Origin of the sequence: Weissella sagaensis (assembly GCF_005405285.1) — a bacterium.
Taxonomy (GTDB): Bacteria; Bacillota; Bacilli; order Lactobacillales; family Lactobacillaceae; genus Weissella; species Weissella sagaensis.
The window spans coordinates 96,015-111,611 of sequence record NZ_BJDT01000006.1 but is presented as its reverse complement, the minus strand read 5'-3'; the positions used below and the strand labels follow the sequence as shown (position 1 = coordinate 111,611).

Genomic DNA, 15,597 nt, shown 5'->3' with positions numbered 1-15,597 from the left:
GATTAGCCACTCATACTCAAAACAAGGTTATCCTTATGATAATGGGCCAATTGAAGCTTTTCACTCATTGTTGAAGAGAGAGTTTGCCTTTCAAACAACTTTTTCCAATTTTGAGGACTTGGTAATCCGGACCTCAAATTACATCAGTTGGTTTAATTCCGACAGAATTAGAACGAGTGTTTAGAAAAATATGTGCCATTTATTGACATAGGAGCAGTTAAAGTTCGTCAAATTTTCGTCATTTGTGAACAATGCATTAATTGACTTTTTACTTAACCTTTTTTGTTTAATGATTTTTTCTAGAAAATTATTTAACACTGAAAAACATGACTTAATAGAACCTTTATTGCCTTGACTTTCTTCTTTTAAACAAAGATCTATAAATGCAATAATTGATTGTTTCAGTAGTTTTTCAGAAATTTGTTCACCCTGAAATTTGTTATCAAAGTAATGAAATATTGAGTCTTTGTCTAGCGACGTGAGGTAAGGAAAAGTATCAACTTTAGTCTTGTATTCATTAACATTTAGTCTATATTCTCTACATAAGAACCTAAATCTTTGTACGAATGCATCTTTTTGTGATTCGTTTGTAAATGTGTAATGAAAATCGTCTACATATCGTGTAAATCTGACGCCACCTTCAAAAGCAGAATCTATTTGTTTATCAAAATTACACATGTATAATTCCGTAATTATTCTTGATATTAGATTTCCTACCGGAACACCATAGGTTTCACCAAATTGTTCCTGCTGAATCAAATGATCTAATGTATTACTAAACCCTCCTCTTCTGTGTTTTTTTGACTCATTTCGTCCCATCAGCATCCAAGAAATAGTATGTGTATAAAGTGAGTGATAAAAATTACCTAAATCCATATTGAGAATATTATTGTCATCCGCAAGTTGACCTTCTCTAATTTTTTGAGTAACCGTATAATTATACTTCAATTGATTGAAATATTTAGAAGTACTATGCTTATTTTCGTTGAAAGCGTCAACAAATTCATTTTTGTTGAGTGTCACATAATATGCCAACTGTAAATAGCTGTATATATTTGGCATTTTGTACTCTCTCCTAGAAATCAAATTTTTTGGAATTGAGAACGAAATTGGTTCAGTAATTTCATTACCAGTTGTTACATCACTAAAAAATAGATTTTCTAAATCACCTTGATGATTCTGCATGTAATCAGCTAAAGAATCCATATTGAAAATGTCAATCAAAAAGCTATCAGATTGAGCATAAGTATTCACACTATCGGTCTTCGTTATTGAATCATAATATCCAAATCTGGTTAAGAATTCTATAGAAAACAAAGAATTATATAGATTCGTTTCATAAAAGCTACTATCAAACATTTTTTTCTCCAAACTTTTAATTAATTTAATTATGCATCAAATTTGTCTAAAAAGTAAGAAGAACAATGACACTTACATGAAATTTGAAAAATGAACTAAGTATTCCTAACATCATGTATAGCTTAAAAAGCATCGATTTTTTTGCTCTAATACTAAAAAATGGACTATTTTTATTCAGTCCGTAAAATGAAAGTATAGGAGTATTTTTATGTTAATTTGTTATTCATAAATGTGTAAAGACCTTATAAATGAAAACTCACCAAATAAACTATACTGGCTTGTTTTAGTGTATTTGTATTAATTAATAATTTAATCTCATTTTTTGCAAATCACCAATTATTATCGTTATTTAGCCAATCTGAAATTTCTTCCGATATATTTAACGCTTCATTTGGAACAAATTGAGAATAGAATTGAATGTCTTTTACATCATCTTCTAATTGTCTACGATCTTTGGCCTTTCGTATTGTTCTTTGTTTTCTTGACTCTTTGTTATTCATAAACCCTCCATCCTGAAAACAAACCCTTAGACATTTGGGACAGCACATTGAATTATGTGAAAGTGATTTGTCACTTCTTGACTAATAATTCATTTTAGAACATTCGTAAGCCTAGGCCAAAGCCATTCAAAATACCACGTTGATTTATCATAGAAATAAGCTTTGTGACAGATGTTGGAACACCTTGATGTGATTTACGGACTACTTTTGAGATTCCATCAGTAAAACGTGTTATTTCAAGGCCTTTTAGCTGATTTTTGTCTAATTTTGCCTGATAAGTACTTAAAAAAATCCCTAATTCACTGTTTTTTCCTACATCATTAATGGCTAAAACGAATTGTCTTGATAAATCTTTTTTTCTCATGTTTCGACCTTTCTTTATGTTTTATATCAATACCTTAATTCTACACCTTTGCAAATAACGATTTGTATATTAACTCTGTAAAACCTATAAATGCCGTGAAAGTGATTCATCACTAACATTTTGTGATTGATCTACCATCGTGTCTTGTAACATCCGATGCATTTGTTGTATTTCCTGTCGACTTTGTTTCGTCATCCGTTTTGCAATTTTATTTAATTTACCGACAGGTGCAGGTTTGTGTGGCGTCACCATTTTAGGATTTTCAGGTTGATCATTACGTTGTTTAACCTTTTCAAAATTCCCTTTGGCCTGTTTGTGAAACTTACCATCGTTAATCTTCTGATCTGTATTAAACTGTTCATTAAATTGCCGATAAATACCATTAGCTAACTCTTTACGTAGTCGTTTATCTTGTGCTTCTGACCATTTCTCTTGACCTTTGTGTTGATTTCCATGCGTTTCTGCCATCATGTCATCCATTTTTTGTGCAGTTGCTCGAAATTCTTGGTAATCATCTTTTAATTCATTCGTCAATAACTTATCAATCAAGCCATTCATTTGTCGATTAGCTGGTGCCATTCGGCTTGTATCATTCGTTACTAACTTATCAGTGTTACCAACCTTCCAACGCCCCCGTAAATCTTGTGGTAAGACATCATAAATTTTCTGCAGGTCCGCCGTGTATTTGTGTGTCCGATCCAACCTTGTCAAAGAATCTTGTTTAATTTGTGTGCGATAATTTCCCACCGCTTCATAGACATTTGCCCGTTTAATTTTCGTTGCGTCTGATTCTATTTCATAACGAAATTTACTTTCAGCTTGGTGCTTTGCTTTAAAATCAATAACACCTTTTGGTTTACCACTTTTAAGTAACATACTAGGTCGCGTTTCTGGTGAAATCTTTGCGTACCAAATGTGCATGTTAAGGTGGTCAGTATCTTGATGCACGGCACCAAACCAAACCACATCATCAGGACCTTGTCCTAAAGGTTGTGACCCACCTTTTTCAAATAAATCGTGCACAATATGTTGTTCAGCCCGCTTTAATTTATCTTGATCTAATTGCTTTGTTTCTGGATCATACAGATTATTCTCAACCAACCAATCACCTCGTATTGAGAAGGCCATCTCATGCAAAATATTGCCATTTTCTTGGGCCAAGTTTAGTTTATTTTCCAGGTTGTCCATCTGCTCATCGGTCATATTTAACGTGTCACTATCAAACAGAGGGTGTTCATCACCCGTAGCAGAAAAGCGAGAACTATAACCAAAACTATTACTCGACTCTTGGACTTGTTCAGCATCAGTTATATCGACCAAAGCTTGGTTATTTTCATCCATTACTTTGGAACTTTTTGCCGCATAAGTGCGCACTAGATTACCAAATTGTTTACCGGCTTTAGTTGCTTGTGCTGCTGTCGTAAAATGTGTTGGTAATAACACGGCACCTGTTTTCTTTTCCCCCGTTGCAAAATTCGCAAAGCCCCCTGTTTTAGCCATCTGTTTTCACTCCTTGTTGTCGTGCGTAAGCTGCTAAACTTTTCTGAACGTCCTTTAAAGTTGCAAAATCTGATTCCGGATAACGGGCAACAGCTCGCGTAATATTTTTATGACTTGTTTGGTGCAAAATTCTAGCACATGCATGACTATTTTGTTGATACTGGTTCATTAATAAATGGGAAAATTGCGCAAGCCAATAATTTTTTTGCCGATAGTTCTTCTCCGTTTCAACTTCTTGAACCGTCATCTTATCTTGAAAGGCAGATTGATCAGGATGCAACCAATCTTCTTCATGTAGTTTTTCTAAAGCTGCTTGTAAATCAAAATTTTGATTAGTCATGTTTAAATTCCATTCCTTCACCGCGACGGCGCTGACGTTTGTTTGCAAGATCATTTTTACGACGCTTCTGGTAGGCATTATAGTCTTTCGCATACTGACTACTCTTATCAATTTCTGAACGAATATCCGTTTGAATTATTTCATCAATTTGTCGCGTTGGACCAAAGACTTGCATATTTTCTAAGTAGTCCATGGCTGCAATAAATGAGGTCATTTCTTTTAAATCGTTCATCTGTAAATTGATTTGATTTAACATTGGATCTGGGTCATTGATTTCATCCATGCCCTTTAATAAATCAGCATATGACAGACTATTATTTTTTGGATTTAAGATGACTTGATTTACAAAAAAAGTTAACGCAAAACGATACATCCCAGCATTATTATCACCACTAATACCCGTTTCCGGATGTTGGTCAAGCCATGTTTTAAAGACATCACGATACCAAGCTTCTTGCTGACTCGTCTTGATAGTAATTTGACGACGCCGACTATTTTCTTCAGTTGGCTCATGATCCAAAATTTCGGTGATATTGATTAAGCCTCTTAGTTCATCAGCAACGTTTTCATTCAAATCTTCATCGGCGTAATTTTTAAATTTTGTTCGTAAATACTTGATACGATTCTGATTTTTCCGCTTTAATTTTTGACGAAATTCACTTAAAGTTTGCATGATTATTTCTCCTCACTTTGTTGTAAAGCTGTGCCTGTATAATAATTAATTTGCCAACCTGGTTGGCTGTTGAAAATATAAACATGGAACTTAATCACATCATCACCAATCGATTGACCAGCCAGTTCAATACCCCGTGGTACACGTTCAACGTTTCGATATAATGGGGTCACTTGATAACGAACATAATGATTGGACGATTGTCGTAAATAAGCTGCAATTTGATTCTCATAAGTTTCCATTGATGCTTGGTTATCTTCTTCATGAATAGCATTCATCGCACGCGTACCAGTTACTAAATTACGGGCATCATTGTTCAATCCAGTTAGCTGATAACCAATTAAATGTGAACGATTATAAAGATATGTTTCTTGACCATTTTGCTTAAGTCGATACACATGATAACCAGGCGTTTTAACAGTTAATTTTTTTCTTTTGAGCGTTGGCATCTGTTTTTGATTCAGTAAAGCATTGGCTTGTTTAGGTCGTCCTAACCAATCCCGATGGGACAACTTTTGCCAGGGTTCTGCGGTTGTTTTTAAATCGCTTGCTGTAAAATTAGGTTGATTATCATTAACCACCATCGCTTGTTGATTTGTAAAATCTTGTGCGGCTAATTTTTTCTGTGGGTCCTCTTTTTGCGGTATCTTAGGTGCTGCTGTTGACTGACTAAATTGATTAAAAAGATGATCTAAAATAACATCTCGTTTAACAAAAACTAAGACTGCTACCACTGTCATTACTATCACCATTAATCGACGTAGCCATCGTCGTTGATAACCATACATTTTGTTTCTCCTTTTATTCAAATGTATCGTCATACATGTACTTAATTAACTGATCAATACTATTTTTTAAAGCGGTTAAATCATGTGAGATTGCATGTTGTGAATCAGTTGTTGCATGCGTTAACGTATTCAATTGTTTGGTAACATCTTGCAAAGGTTCCAACAAAATTTCGTTTGCATTGGCTTGTTCTAAGTTATTCGCAAAGTTCTCAATGACAATTTGTAATAAAGCATTTCGTGAGATATTATTTCGTGCAGCTTCTGCATCAATAATCTTTAAAGTATGGTCTGATAAGTTGCGCATTATAAATTGATTTGTCATTAAGTTAAACCTCAATCATTAAGTCAAAATTCAAATTCTTTATTGCACCCAAATTAAAGTTCAAATACATCAATGATAAATAACAGGTTAAGGGGGAATGATACCACGTTGTGATATAACCCCGCTGTGCGGGCATTCTTGGTGATACTACCATTTTTCAAAAGACACCCCAGTGACACCCCACTGGACACCCCAAAGACACCCCGCCAGACACCCCACTGGATGCCATCCGGACACCCCAGTGACACCCCATGTATTTGGTTAAAAATATTGCGGAATTACTGATTAGTTTGCAGCAATTCCGCAAAAGTTATTGCGCTAATTTAGGGACATTCAGTTGCCCATGTTGTTGCTTCGTTTTTTGTTTTTCTAAGTGTTTAATTTTGTCTTTTCCACTCCGAATATCAGTCTTTGCATCACTAATATTTTTCTTAAGATCGGTCATTTTTGATTCATAAGACTCAATTATTTCGTTAGCTTGTGATCGTTCTTTATCAGTCATATCTTGCATTTGTTGACGCGTTGCCCGCACGTTTTCCGTTTGTTCTTTAATGGCTGCTTGCCACGCTTTAATCGCGGCACGATTTTCTTTAATATTGTGTTCATGTTCTTGAATATTTGTTCTCGTTTGGGCCACAACTAGCTGCTTTTTGCTTAATACTTTACGTTGTGAATTAGTTGGTAATTTATCATCATTGTTAATGATAATTGTGGCTAATTGATCGCTTGCTTTGGCTTGTTTATTTGTGGCACTTTCGTCATCATTAGCGGCCGTTTTGATGCTTTCCGTATCAATTGTTTTGTCTGCAAAACTAATACGTACATCTTGAAAATTAGTCTTTAATTTCTCAAATTGGACAACCATTGTATTAGGTGAAGTGGCCAAAATATGATACTCAGATTGGTCATTTTGAATATACCGATCACCAGCAAATGACAACTTAAACCGTTTCATATTAATGCCTGTGGTAATCGAATCATCAACGTTTCCGGTGAACTTAAAATGTAATTCTAATAGTCCCGTTTCATCATTAAAAATTTTCTTCGTTAAGGCAACATTAGTGCCTTGATTACCAAACGCCATCTCTTGATTTAATTTGGTTGAAACGGTACTTGACGGCCGTGGCATTACCATAGAATAAATCAAAATAGCCGCAGCTATTCCGAGTAAACTTAGGAAACGTAACGTGACGGTTCTGCGTTGCTGATCGTAGTGATTATATTGCCGATTATCATGCTTAACACATCTGCGATACCACCAACGACTGAACCAACCAGCACCTTCTTTTAGATGCGTTTTTTCACTATATTTAACTTTGACATGCTGCATGAAATCCTCCTATCTAATTTCTAAATCATCCGCAACTAAGCCGGCTAACCCTTGTAAAACATCTGCCTCTGTTTCGTCATTTGCAGCTGCTAGTTCATCATCCGCCACACCAGATTTGTCTTGATTATTAGTTGACCAAGGCATGAATGATGTGATCACATTAGTGGTTTGATATTTACGCTGACCGTCGGTCGTTTCATAGCGATGACTTTGAATATTAAAATGAACTTCAAGTGGTAGTCCTTGCTTATTGGCATACTGATATAACATATCCGCCGTCTTATCAAACGCCACGTAATAAATGAAATCAGTTTGGGATTTCTGGCTCAAATACCGTTTAACTGCCAAACCTAAACGCACTATTTTAATATCTTTTTTCTCACCCACCATTTGCACATTAAATGTTTTTAACAGACGTCCCACATGAATATTTGTTTGCATGATTTTTTCTCCTTTTCATGACTTTAACTATTAAACAATTCATCCATTTGCTGACAACTTTGCGCTATTGTCAGTAATAAATATTCTTCTAACAACTGTTCTTTAATCTGCACTTTCAAAACAATATCAGACGTAATCTTGACTAATTCTTTAGCTAAAACACGACGTTCAATAACTAACAATTCGTGCTGATTAGTTTCAACAAGTTGTCCCTTCGATAAATATTTTTTCTGATTAATTTGAACTAATTCAATTGTTTGATTAATACGTTGTGCTGATACACGATGTGCATAATAAACTGAATAATGTTCATTAGAATGATTATCATTATCTGTTGCCTGCTGATCAATTAAATCTAATTGCTCCCACATAACCTACCTCCCACAATTACCTAATGATCAGGTCGTACTAATTGACTAAAAGCGACCCCAGTTCGATCAATTTCTTGTACTACTTTGCCAAATACTTCTGCCTCAATCCGGTATATCCAAACAGCTTGTTGGTAAATTAATGCTTGCCCTTTTTCAGATAAGATTAGCCGATTCAAACTGGCCATTGACTCGGCACTTAATAAGATATGACGTCGCTGCCAATCCACTGCAATGTACTGGTAATTCATTTCATTCACCTCCACCCACGCACTGTTTCTAACACAATACAATGCTGCATCACATCATCCCAGGCTGCTTTAGACAATCGTCCTAACCAAAAAATCTCTACCTTTTGTGCTTGCATTGCCAAGACTTGCTTATGTAAATCGGCTTGCTTATCGGCATAAGCTCTAATAGTTGAAAAGGTCTTATCGAAAGCAACATACACATACGCTGTTGGTTGATGCTCCATGCGTTCAATCGTTTTTAATTTATCAATTTCTAACATATTCTTTCTCCGTTCTGTCCAACTTGCTGGACAACAAAACGACATACTTCATGTAGTTAATCATTAATTAGACTGATGCTTAACAACTCATCAACAACGCGTAGCGTTAGTTAGGAGAGTTCTCCCTTGAGCGAGCTATTCCAACAAAACACTAACTGCGATCAGAGTGATCAAAATCACTGTTTTGTCGTCCAATTACAAGAATTGGCACACGTTTAAAGCCAGCACTGCCCAGCTACCATCACAACATCATTTCGAGTTATACGGTCGAATTATGAACTAAGCACCATGAAGTCATTGTGATTGCCGTGTGACGCCATTTTCAGTACGTCCACCCTGACCTTTTGACGCGTTTGTCTGGTTGTCACCACCAGTGGCTATCAATTACGCCACATTACTTTAAACGTTCGCTACGACGTTCTCTGGCACCTTTCTGACGACGTGTGGGCGATGCGAACCCCGTTTGCTCATACAAGTTACAACGTCGCATTCTGTAACTGCCTAAAAGCCATCTTGGTATAGTCAAAAAACGCTACTATACCCCCTCTGTGGCTCTTAGTAACGTCTTATACACCAGTAATGACCTTCAGAAATGAACTTTTCATTCATGACTTCACATGATATGCTATAGTATGTTATACTAATCTACACATTAGGTTCGGTGCTAAAAAATGTCGCACTAAAACCAGCTCATTTTCTTCATTTTTTTGAAAATGATACGTGTACTTTCTGTTTTAAAAAGTATTACCAGTACTAATCGCAACAGAGGGTATTTATTAAGTTTTGGGAGATCAATAACGGTTGATAACATCAGTCATTTGTGAGATGCGATGTTATCTTCAGTTATTGATCTTTTTGTTTGTCATCATTAAACCAACGCATAATGACTTCATCAGTGGACATGCCTAATGTCTTAGCAATCAATGCTAAATTTTTTATACGTGGTGTGCCTTTATCATATTCAATACGTTGAAAGCTTGCATATGGAATTTTTGCTACATTAGCTGCATCACCCATGCGATAATGATGATCTTCACGCCAAGCTTTAACTGCTTGCCCCAATGTTTCTTTTTCTTTATAATCCATTAATTCTCACCTCCTTACTCTTTAATATCGATAATGGAAGTTCTTACCAAAAAATTAACCGAACTAAGTCCGGTGACTAGCTATATACTTGATTAAAAATCAGTCTGTCATTATTTTGTAACCAATGTAATAAAAAAACTATACACGTCTCTAAACGCCTTTATATCAACGTTTATAGTACTGTGTATAGTTAAGAATAAAGTTCATACAACTAAAAAATGTGGGAATTGTCAAAAGACCATGCATAACAATTAAAATTACTGACACCACTGTTAAATATAGCTAAGGTTTCTGAACCAGTTTTACCATAATGCATTTTGCCAGTTGGTCTCCTTGTTCCTTTAGAATAAATAATAATAGTTATTTACGATATAACTATTAAATATCTTTAATAATCAGTACACGTTGAAGAACGTCAATTTATTTTAATTCAATATTTACCACAACTAAAATATGATCAATAATCCAAGGCTATAGTTGGTATAATATTTGCTAAGATTACTTCTTTAATTCTACCTAGATATAACTTATTACTCTGAAATATCACTTAGTTTAAGGTTACTTTTTTATAAGCATCATCATTTTAATTGACCGCAACATTTCCTCCCAACTTGGCCATGGACCTAAGGTATTAAACACGCTTTCTTAAAAATTTTCTCTAATCGACATATTAAGCATATTGGAGAAATTGTAATACATTAAACTACTTTTGTGAATTTTACTACATAAAAAAGCTTGTAAATCTGGCAAAACAGCCGGGTTTACAAGCTATATTTCTAGTTAATTTTACAATTTTTCATGCCATTTGACATCGAAACCAAAATTGTAGAACCACATAATTTACGGAATACTTTTCGTTTAGCTAACTTTAAAAAAGTTATATATTCAAATAATTTATAACTGATGCAAGTTCACTGATTATACAGTCCGCTTACGGTAAATAACATAACCAATTCCAAGAAAGATAACAATATAAATAACGTTCCCTGTAAATAATTCATTAATTGTTAAATGTGTTATTGCTTTAGTAGTGTTCTCTTGTACTTGAGCTGGATACATCAACATAGTTAATGGATTCCACTTGATCCAATCCCATTTTTCAATTAATAATACCATCAAACCTGAAACAATATTAATCAAAAAATAACCTATTAGTCCAACAGACGTTGCAACAGCAGAACTTTTGAACAAATTAGCTAATAATAATACAAGCGTCAAAATTAACCAATAACTTAAAAATTGAGACCCAACATACTGTAGTTGACTTATTACCAATGTGGTACCATGGCCAACATTCTTAGTTAAGTCAAAGTGTGGGAAAAAGATAAGTTTAAGTCCAAAAGTAACAACATAAGTTAAAATAAACCAATAAACACTGTACAAAAATAATGTTATCCATTTTGATATTAGGATTTGTCCACGACTATATTTACGATAAAATAACTCTTTTGCCGTATTATACTGAAATTCCATTGTAATTATACTACTACATGCAGCAACCATAAAAAAGAATATTAATTCTAACCCTAAAAATCCATCCATATATATAGATTCTATTGATAATACGTCTGGATATTTATTAACAATTAGAGCCAATACGACTTGTAGCACGACTAAAATAATGGTCGAAAGCCAAGTACTGCGTTTTCTGGCAAGTTTAAAGATTTCTTGTTTAATTAAGGTACTCATTATTTTACTCCTTCTTCACCATGTTGTAATAATTCAAGCAATGAAACCTCTAAGTCATTATCCTTATGTTGTACGTCCAAAACATCAATATTATTGTTAATAAGTACTTTTAAAGCATTAGCCAAACTATTATTATCTATATTAGGAACTAATATAGATATATCCTCTTTCAGATTAAAGTTGTGGTCCAATAATAATTGCTGTGCCCTATCATCGTCGCTAGTTTGTAAAACAAAATATTTTTCTCCTGTACTTAATAGCTCGTAAGTTGTAGTTTGTTTAATAATTTGACCACGATCAATAATTACCAAATCCTTTGCTAATTTTTCCAATTCACCTAAAATATGTGATGAAATTAAAAAGGTTGTTCCTTCATTCGCTTTAGTAGTTATCAATTGCCGCAAATCAAACGTTGCTTGTGGATCTAAACCGTTCATCGGTTCATCTAAAATAACAAAATCAGGATTATTCAAAAAAGCTAATGCAATTCCTAACTTTTGTTTCATCCCCAGTGAGTACCCTTTAGCCTTTTGATGAATATATTTATCCATTTTTAAAGCAGAAACTAATTCTGTCATCATACTTTTGGTTATGTTTTTTTCAGCAAACAAGCGTAAATGATCCCAACCTGTTAAGTAAGGATATATTCCTGGATTTTCAATTAATGCACCTACTTTAGACAAAGCTTGATGTTTATTTAATGATACTGATTCACCATTGATTGTAATAGTGCCATTAGAAAAACCAACCAATCCTAAAATAGCTTTCATAATGGTTGTTTTCCCTGCACCATTTGCACCAACCAACCCCACAATATGTCCTTTAGTAACAGTAAATGAAATATCTGTTAATATTTTTTTCTTACCAAAATTTTTTTCTAAGTGTTTTATTTCTAATGTATTATTCATTGTTCTCCTCGTATCTGTGACAAAATTTAATTCACAATGTGCAGACGATTAAATTCAATATTAAATGTTTTTTGAATGGTATGTTTATACCTTTATTTTACAATTCTTATTATCAATAAGAGTAATACAATGTATTTTTCTACTATCATCTAAATTTTTAATCAACGACATATTCAAAAATATCACCTGGCTGACAATCCAAGGCTGCACAAATCCGATTTAGTGTGTCCAAGCGAATTCCTTTCATCTTACCATTCTTAAAATTTGATAAATTGGCCTCAGTTATTCCGACTTCTATGGCTAATTTTTTCGAAGTCATTTTTTTATCAATTAAAACTTTTGCTAAATTAACTTTAATCATCTAATTCCCTCTACAGAAATGAATCATTTTCATTTTTTAGTTTTAAACCATTATCCAACAATATATAGATGGTTTGAACAACCACCACAAAAATAAAGCTTATTAATAAAGCTGCAAAATTGATCGAAATGGCTTGATTATTCAAAATACCTAGTACAATTTCCAACATTCCATAAAATATTTGTACAATTATTAACACCCAAATAAGATGTAAAATTTTCTTAATACTTATCAAATTGGTAATTTCAAAAAAGCTTAAATTCTTTATGTTTTTTATAAGCTTTTGTAAATAGCTAATTATTGCAAAAAAAATCATAAAAATAAATAAGCTTACAAAAATTGCACCAAATACAACGGTCAGATTTGAAGTAGAAATTCCTAAAATGTTAGTACTATAACTTAGATTCTTACGAATTCCTGGGACAGCTAAACCTATTCCTATAGTAACTAATAAAAATACCATTATCCCAAACAACCATTTAGCTATCATCAGTCCCCAGCTTAGAAAATTTACGATTAAACTTTCTTTTTTTATCATTTTCTTATCTCCTCTACGAAATTATTATATAACGATAATTAATTATCGTGATGATTTATTTAATAGTTTTAAGCAATATTGTATATTTTATAATTAGATATTCTATGTAAATATTTCATAAAAGCTACTTCAATATTATTCACTTATTTTTTACGTACTAAAACTATTATTGGTTAACTTCATATCGTCACATAAATAGGAAGTCTATTGTTGACTGAACTATTATTGAAAGAAATATTTGAAAAACAAAAGACTTTTGATTCATGCTAACTCTTTAACATACGTAATAATCATTAAAAGTATAGATTATTTATAATTTTTATAAAAACATACTCTAAAATATTGATTATACAACCTCATTTAGTAATTAAAATATAGTTTAAACACTCAAAAACCGCAGCTAAATTTATGATAAATTCAACTGCGGTTTTACTAAATTATTAATCTTAAAAACCACTATAAATAAAAAAGTAGTTTAAGACATCTGCTATGTTAATTAAGTATTATCTGTTATATCTTGAATAATACTTTGTAAAAGATATTTTGTACTCCCATTTGACAAACGTTGTTCTTTATAATTCAAGTAATCATTGGCACGCCACCATTTTTTTAAACTATCCACCGGGAAAGGTTGATTTTTCATTTGATTATATTTAATTGTCATGGAGAATGATACATCTAAATAATAAACAAAAGCGTTATCATCAAAATTATTAATTAAATCAATAAGCATTTCCCCATATACATCTTTTCGTAGAATACCTTCTAGGACAATTATTTTATAACGAGATTCACCCCAAAAAAATAAAGTTTTTATTAAATCAATTGTTGGTGTGCCTACATGATCATTTGCATGTAGTATGTCTCGACGAATAACATCTTGATGTATCACAAAACAATCATCAAATCCAAAAGATTTTTGTAATTCATCAGCTAAAACGCTCTTACCACTACCAGAATTTCCACGTATCAAAACAAAAATAGGCTTCATAAATTTATCTCCATTATTTTATTTAAAATAGCATCAATTTTAAACCTACGTTATTGAGTTATAGCACTTTCTATTATTTTTCATCTTTTTAAATTTAGCCAATAAACAATTAAATTATCGAAAATAGCCCATTTCAAAACAATTAATCAAAGTTTGTATAAGTAAATGATATTTTACTTCGTAGTTCGTCTAAAGTTATGATATTGGTTTTATCTCTATGAATCATTCTATGACAGTTAGAACAAAGTGGAACTAAATCATTTATTGGATCTATAGAAACTTCTTTATTTTGCAAAAAAAGTGGTTTTTTATGGTGAATTTCAACAAACTTATAGCCTAATTCACCATACATCCGTTCAAAATTAAATCCACATGCCATGCAATTATATCCATAATAATTCAAACATACTTGCCTATTTTTAGGATTTCGCTCATATCGGGTAGTATAAAATTGAATTTTTTTACCCTCAGTTAATTTAACACTAGTTAAACCATTAGTGTCGTTAGATATTATATCTATTGCTTGTGATGTAGCATCGTCCAAACTTCTTAGAGATTGTATATTTCCTTTAAGCCCAAGATTATGCAAATCTGTTAGTGAAATATTAACGTTAACATTCTTCACTAATTTTAAAGAAAACCAAGGTCCCTTACTCGAAAAATCAAAACCAATCACGCTATATTGTGAATCATCAATATGATAATTATAGACATCTCGTTCTATAACTTTTGTTTTTAAGATTATTTTTTGTGTAGGTTTTGACTCATATATATATATAATATCGCCAACTTGTACACTTTTATTGTTATGTTGTACCCAGTGAACTATATCCAAATCGTTAAATGCTTTTGTTGCATCATATTTGTTTTTATTGGATGGTATTATGAATGAACTCATTTATGCACGTACTTTCTTTATTAAACTTTATACCATAAGCATACAATAAAACGGCTGCCAAAATAAACATTGCCATTCAAAACTCATTTAACCACTCATCTAATAACTGAGACACCTCTAACTTACGATCATCTTTAATATTTAAAAGTCTACCTTTACTCTCTTCTCCACCTTTAACTGAGAAGCCATCATTAATATGTGCATCTGGCGCTAACGTCTTAATCTGATCAAAGGTTGTCCCTTGACCATATCCACCATTAGTATTAAAAGAGAAAATATTTAACCCAGTAAAGTCATTACTGGTTAAGAAAGAAACAACTGCCTGCGGTAATGCCATATTCCAAGTTGGCGTTCCAATAAAAACATTCTTGTAATTTTTTAGACTACTAATATGAGTATTTAAACCAGGTAGAATACCGTTTTCCTGTTCCATTTGATTTTGTTGAACTTCCTGTCGATAATTGGCCGGCCGCGTTTCACTTGTTTCTATTCTTATAACATCCCCACCTAATTTGTCATGAATTAATTTTGCTACAGCTTCCGTATTACCTGTTCGTGAATAATACACGATTAAATTTTTATTATTATTCATAATATAAACTCCTTTAAAACACATAATGAAGCCCCGTA

At 32.8% G+C, this 15,597-nt stretch carries 22 protein-coding genes; 1 reads left to right on the top strand and 21 read right to left on the bottom strand.

Features of this window, described 5'->3' with window-relative positions; all coding sequences use genetic code 11:
- Positions 1–184, top strand: a 184-nt coding sequence (locus FFM55_RS07270) for an integrase core domain-containing protein (RefSeq protein ID WP_170999657.1), incomplete at its 5' end; no start/stop codon positions are given.
- On the opposite strand, the gene FFM55_RS07265 is transcribed toward FFM55_RS07270, so the two are convergent.
- The 21 genes from FFM55_RS07265 to FFM55_RS07175 form a co-directional block, all read right to left on the bottom strand.
- Positions 181–1,359: an RNA-directed DNA polymerase gene (locus tag FFM55_RS07265; protein WP_052348389.1), complete on the bottom strand. Its 1,179-nt coding sequence runs from the start codon at positions 1,357–1,359 to the stop codon at positions 181–183. The genes FFM55_RS07270 and FFM55_RS07265 overlap by 4 nt on opposite strands.
- 329 nt (positions 1,360–1,688) lie before the next feature.
- Positions 1,689–1,859, bottom strand: coding sequence for a hypothetical protein (locus FFM55_RS09845; protein WP_155982498.1), 171 nt, complete (start codon positions 1,857–1,859; stop codon positions 1,689–1,691).
- 94 nt (positions 1,860–1,953) lie between these two features.
- Positions 1,954–2,223 (bottom strand): hypothetical protein, encoded by a 270-nt coding sequence (locus tag FFM55_RS07260; RefSeq protein ID WP_042492659.1) that lies wholly within the window; start codon positions 2,221–2,223, stop codon positions 1,954–1,956.
- Positions 2,224–2,307: 84 nt separating this feature from the next.
- Complete coding sequence (mobP2, locus tag FFM55_RS09840; RefSeq protein ID WP_167494800.1) at positions 2,308–3,723, bottom strand: MobP2 family relaxase; 1,416 nt, start codon at positions 3,721–3,723, stop codon at positions 2,308–2,310.
- A complete protein-coding gene (locus tag FFM55_RS09835) occupies positions 3,716–4,063 on the bottom strand; it encodes a hypothetical protein (RefSeq protein ID WP_165314767.1) in 348 nt (115 codons plus the stop codon). Before FFM55_RS09835 ends, mobP2 begins: the two co-directional genes overlap by 8 nt.
- On the bottom strand, positions 4,056–4,736 hold the full coding sequence (locus tag FFM55_RS07250) for a hypothetical protein (protein WP_042492656.1): 681 nt from the start codon (positions 4,734–4,736) through the stop codon (positions 4,056–4,058). The genes FFM55_RS09835 and FFM55_RS07250 overlap by 8 nt, the downstream gene beginning before the upstream one ends.
- 2 nt (positions 4,737–4,738) lie before the next feature.
- Positions 4,739–5,524 carry a DNA/RNA non-specific endonuclease gene (locus FFM55_RS07245; protein ID WP_042492654.1) on the bottom strand — a complete coding sequence of 262 codons (786 nt, stop codon included), beginning with the start codon at positions 5,522–5,524 and terminating at the stop codon, positions 4,739–4,741.
- 13 nt (positions 5,525–5,537) lie between these two features.
- Positions 5,538–5,846 (bottom strand): hypothetical protein, encoded by a 309-nt coding sequence (locus tag FFM55_RS07240; RefSeq protein WP_042492651.1) that lies wholly within the window; start codon positions 5,844–5,846, stop codon positions 5,538–5,540.
- A 310-nt stretch (positions 5,847–6,156) separates the two neighbouring features.
- Complete coding sequence (locus FFM55_RS07235; RefSeq protein WP_042492649.1) at positions 6,157–7,176, bottom strand: coiled-coil domain-containing protein; 1,020 nt, start codon at positions 7,174–7,176, stop codon at positions 6,157–6,159.
- A gap of 9 nt (positions 7,177–7,185) precedes the next feature.
- Positions 7,186–7,617 carry a single-stranded DNA-binding protein gene (locus tag FFM55_RS07230; protein WP_042492647.1) on the bottom strand — a complete coding sequence of 144 codons (432 nt, stop codon included), beginning with the start codon at positions 7,615–7,617 and terminating at the stop codon, positions 7,186–7,188.
- 23 nt (positions 7,618–7,640) lie between these two features.
- On the bottom strand, positions 7,641–7,988 hold the full coding sequence (locus FFM55_RS07225; RefSeq protein WP_042492645.1) for a hypothetical protein: 348 nt from the start codon (positions 7,986–7,988) through the stop codon (positions 7,641–7,643).
- Positions 7,989–8,008: 20 nt separating this feature from the next.
- Positions 8,009–8,236 (bottom strand): hypothetical protein, encoded by a 228-nt coding sequence (locus tag FFM55_RS07220; RefSeq protein WP_137600788.1) that lies wholly within the window; start codon positions 8,234–8,236, stop codon positions 8,009–8,011.
- Between the two features lie 5 nt (positions 8,237–8,241).
- Entirely contained in the window at positions 8,242–8,496 is a 255-nt protein-coding gene (locus tag FFM55_RS07215; RefSeq protein ID WP_042492642.1) for a hypothetical protein, read from the bottom strand.
- 843 nt (positions 8,497–9,339) lie between these two features.
- The gene (locus FFM55_RS07210) at positions 9,340–9,582 is read right to left on the bottom strand and encodes a helix-turn-helix domain-containing protein (protein ID WP_137600787.1); all 243 of its coding nucleotides are present in this window, start codon (positions 9,580–9,582) and stop codon (positions 9,340–9,342) included.
- Between the two features lie 918 nt (positions 9,583–10,500).
- Positions 10,501–11,271, bottom strand: coding sequence for a DUF2705 family protein (locus tag FFM55_RS07205; RefSeq protein WP_042492640.1), 771 nt, complete (start codon positions 11,269–11,271; stop codon positions 10,501–10,503).
- Positions 11,271–12,179 (bottom strand): ABC transporter ATP-binding protein, encoded by a 909-nt coding sequence (locus FFM55_RS07200; RefSeq protein WP_137600786.1) that lies wholly within the window; start codon positions 12,177–12,179, stop codon positions 11,271–11,273. Before FFM55_RS07200 ends, FFM55_RS07205 begins: the two co-directional genes overlap by 1 nt.
- Positions 12,180–12,336: 157 nt before the next feature.
- Complete coding sequence (locus tag FFM55_RS07195) at positions 12,337–12,540, bottom strand: helix-turn-helix domain-containing protein (RefSeq protein WP_042492637.1); 204 nt, start codon at positions 12,538–12,540, stop codon at positions 12,337–12,339.
- Positions 12,541–12,550: 10 nt separating this feature from the next.
- A complete protein-coding gene (locus FFM55_RS07190; protein WP_042492636.1) occupies positions 12,551–13,078 on the bottom strand; it encodes a hypothetical protein in 528 nt (175 codons plus the stop codon).
- A gap of 496 nt (positions 13,079–13,574) precedes the next feature.
- Positions 13,575–14,069, bottom strand: a complete 495-nt coding sequence (locus FFM55_RS07185; protein ID WP_042492635.1) for a P-loop NTPase family protein — start codon at positions 14,067–14,069, stop codon at positions 13,575–13,577.
- A 142-nt stretch (positions 14,070–14,211) separates the two neighbouring features.
- Positions 14,212–14,967: an HNH endonuclease gene (locus tag FFM55_RS07180; RefSeq protein ID WP_137600785.1), complete on the bottom strand. Its 756-nt coding sequence runs from the start codon at positions 14,965–14,967 to the stop codon at positions 14,212–14,214.
- Between the two features lie 76 nt (positions 14,968–15,043).
- The gene (locus FFM55_RS07175) at positions 15,044–15,559 is read right to left on the bottom strand and encodes a flavodoxin (RefSeq protein ID WP_042492632.1); all 516 of its coding nucleotides are present in this window, start codon (positions 15,557–15,559) and stop codon (positions 15,044–15,046) included.
- Between the last annotated feature and the right edge of the window lie 38 nt (positions 15,560–15,597).

Bases quoted from the DNA above. Each gene is read 5' to 3' on its own strand.
- FFM55_RS07265 (WP_052348389.1), bottom strand. From the start codon at position 1,359: ATGTTTGATAGTAGCTTTTATGAAACGAATCTATATAATTCTTTGTTT.
- FFM55_RS09845 (WP_155982498.1), bottom strand. From the start codon at position 1,859: ATGAATAACAAAGAGTCAAGAAAACAAAGAACAATACGAAAGGCCAAA.
- FFM55_RS07260 (WP_042492659.1), bottom strand. From the start codon at position 2,223: ATGAGAAAAAAAGATTTATCAAGACAATTCGTTTTAGCCATTAATGAT.
- mobP2 (WP_167494800.1), bottom strand. From the start codon at position 3,723: ATGGCTAAAACAGGGGGCTTTGCGAATTTTGCAACGGGGGAAAAGAAA.
- FFM55_RS09835 (WP_165314767.1), bottom strand. From the start codon at position 4,063: ATGACTAATCAAAATTTTGATTTACAAGCAGCTTTAGAAAAACTACAT.
- FFM55_RS07250 (WP_042492656.1), bottom strand. From the start codon at position 4,736: ATGCAAACTTTAAGTGAATTTCGTCAAAAATTAAAGCGGAAAAATCAG.
- FFM55_RS07245 (WP_042492654.1), bottom strand. From the start codon at position 5,524: ATGTATGGTTATCAACGACGATGGCTACGTCGATTAATGGTGATAGTA.
- FFM55_RS07240 (WP_042492651.1), bottom strand. From the start codon at position 5,846: ATGACAAATCAATTTATAATGCGCAACTTATCAGACCATACTTTAAAG.
- FFM55_RS07235 (WP_042492649.1), bottom strand. From the start codon at position 7,176: ATGCAGCATGTCAAAGTTAAATATAGTGAAAAAACGCATCTAAAAGAA.
- FFM55_RS07230 (WP_042492647.1), bottom strand. From the start codon at position 7,617: ATGCAAACAAATATTCATGTGGGACGTCTGTTAAAAACATTTAATGTG.
- FFM55_RS07225 (WP_042492645.1), bottom strand. From the start codon at position 7,988: ATGTGGGAGCAATTAGATTTAATTGATCAGCAGGCAACAGATAATGAT.
- FFM55_RS07220 (WP_137600788.1), bottom strand. From the start codon at position 8,236: ATGAATTACCAGTACATTGCAGTGGATTGGCAGCGACGTCATATCTTA.
- FFM55_RS07215 (WP_042492642.1), bottom strand. From the start codon at position 8,496: ATGTTAGAAATTGATAAATTAAAAACGATTGAACGCATGGAGCATCAA.
- FFM55_RS07210 (WP_137600787.1), bottom strand. From the start codon at position 9,582: ATGGATTATAAAGAAAAAGAAACATTGGGGCAAGCAGTTAAAGCTTGG.
- FFM55_RS07205 (WP_042492640.1), bottom strand. From the start codon at position 11,271: ATGAGTACCTTAATTAAACAAGAAATCTTTAAACTTGCCAGAAAACGC.
- FFM55_RS07200 (WP_137600786.1), bottom strand. From the start codon at position 12,179: ATGAATAATACATTAGAAATAAAACACTTAGAAAAAAATTTTGGTAAG.
- FFM55_RS07195 (WP_042492637.1), bottom strand. From the start codon at position 12,540: ATGATTAAAGTTAATTTAGCAAAAGTTTTAATTGATAAAAAAATGACT.
- FFM55_RS07190 (WP_042492636.1), bottom strand. From the start codon at position 13,078: ATGATAAAAAAAGAAAGTTTAATCGTAAATTTTCTAAGCTGGGGACTG.
- FFM55_RS07185 (WP_042492635.1), bottom strand. From the start codon at position 14,069: ATGAAGCCTATTTTTGTTTTGATACGTGGAAATTCTGGTAGTGGTAAG.
- FFM55_RS07180 (WP_137600785.1), bottom strand. From the start codon at position 14,967: ATGAGTTCATTCATAATACCATCCAATAAAAACAAATATGATGCAACA.
- FFM55_RS07175 (WP_042492632.1), bottom strand. From the start codon at position 15,559: ATGAATAATAATAAAAATTTAATCGTGTATTATTCACGAACAGGTAAT.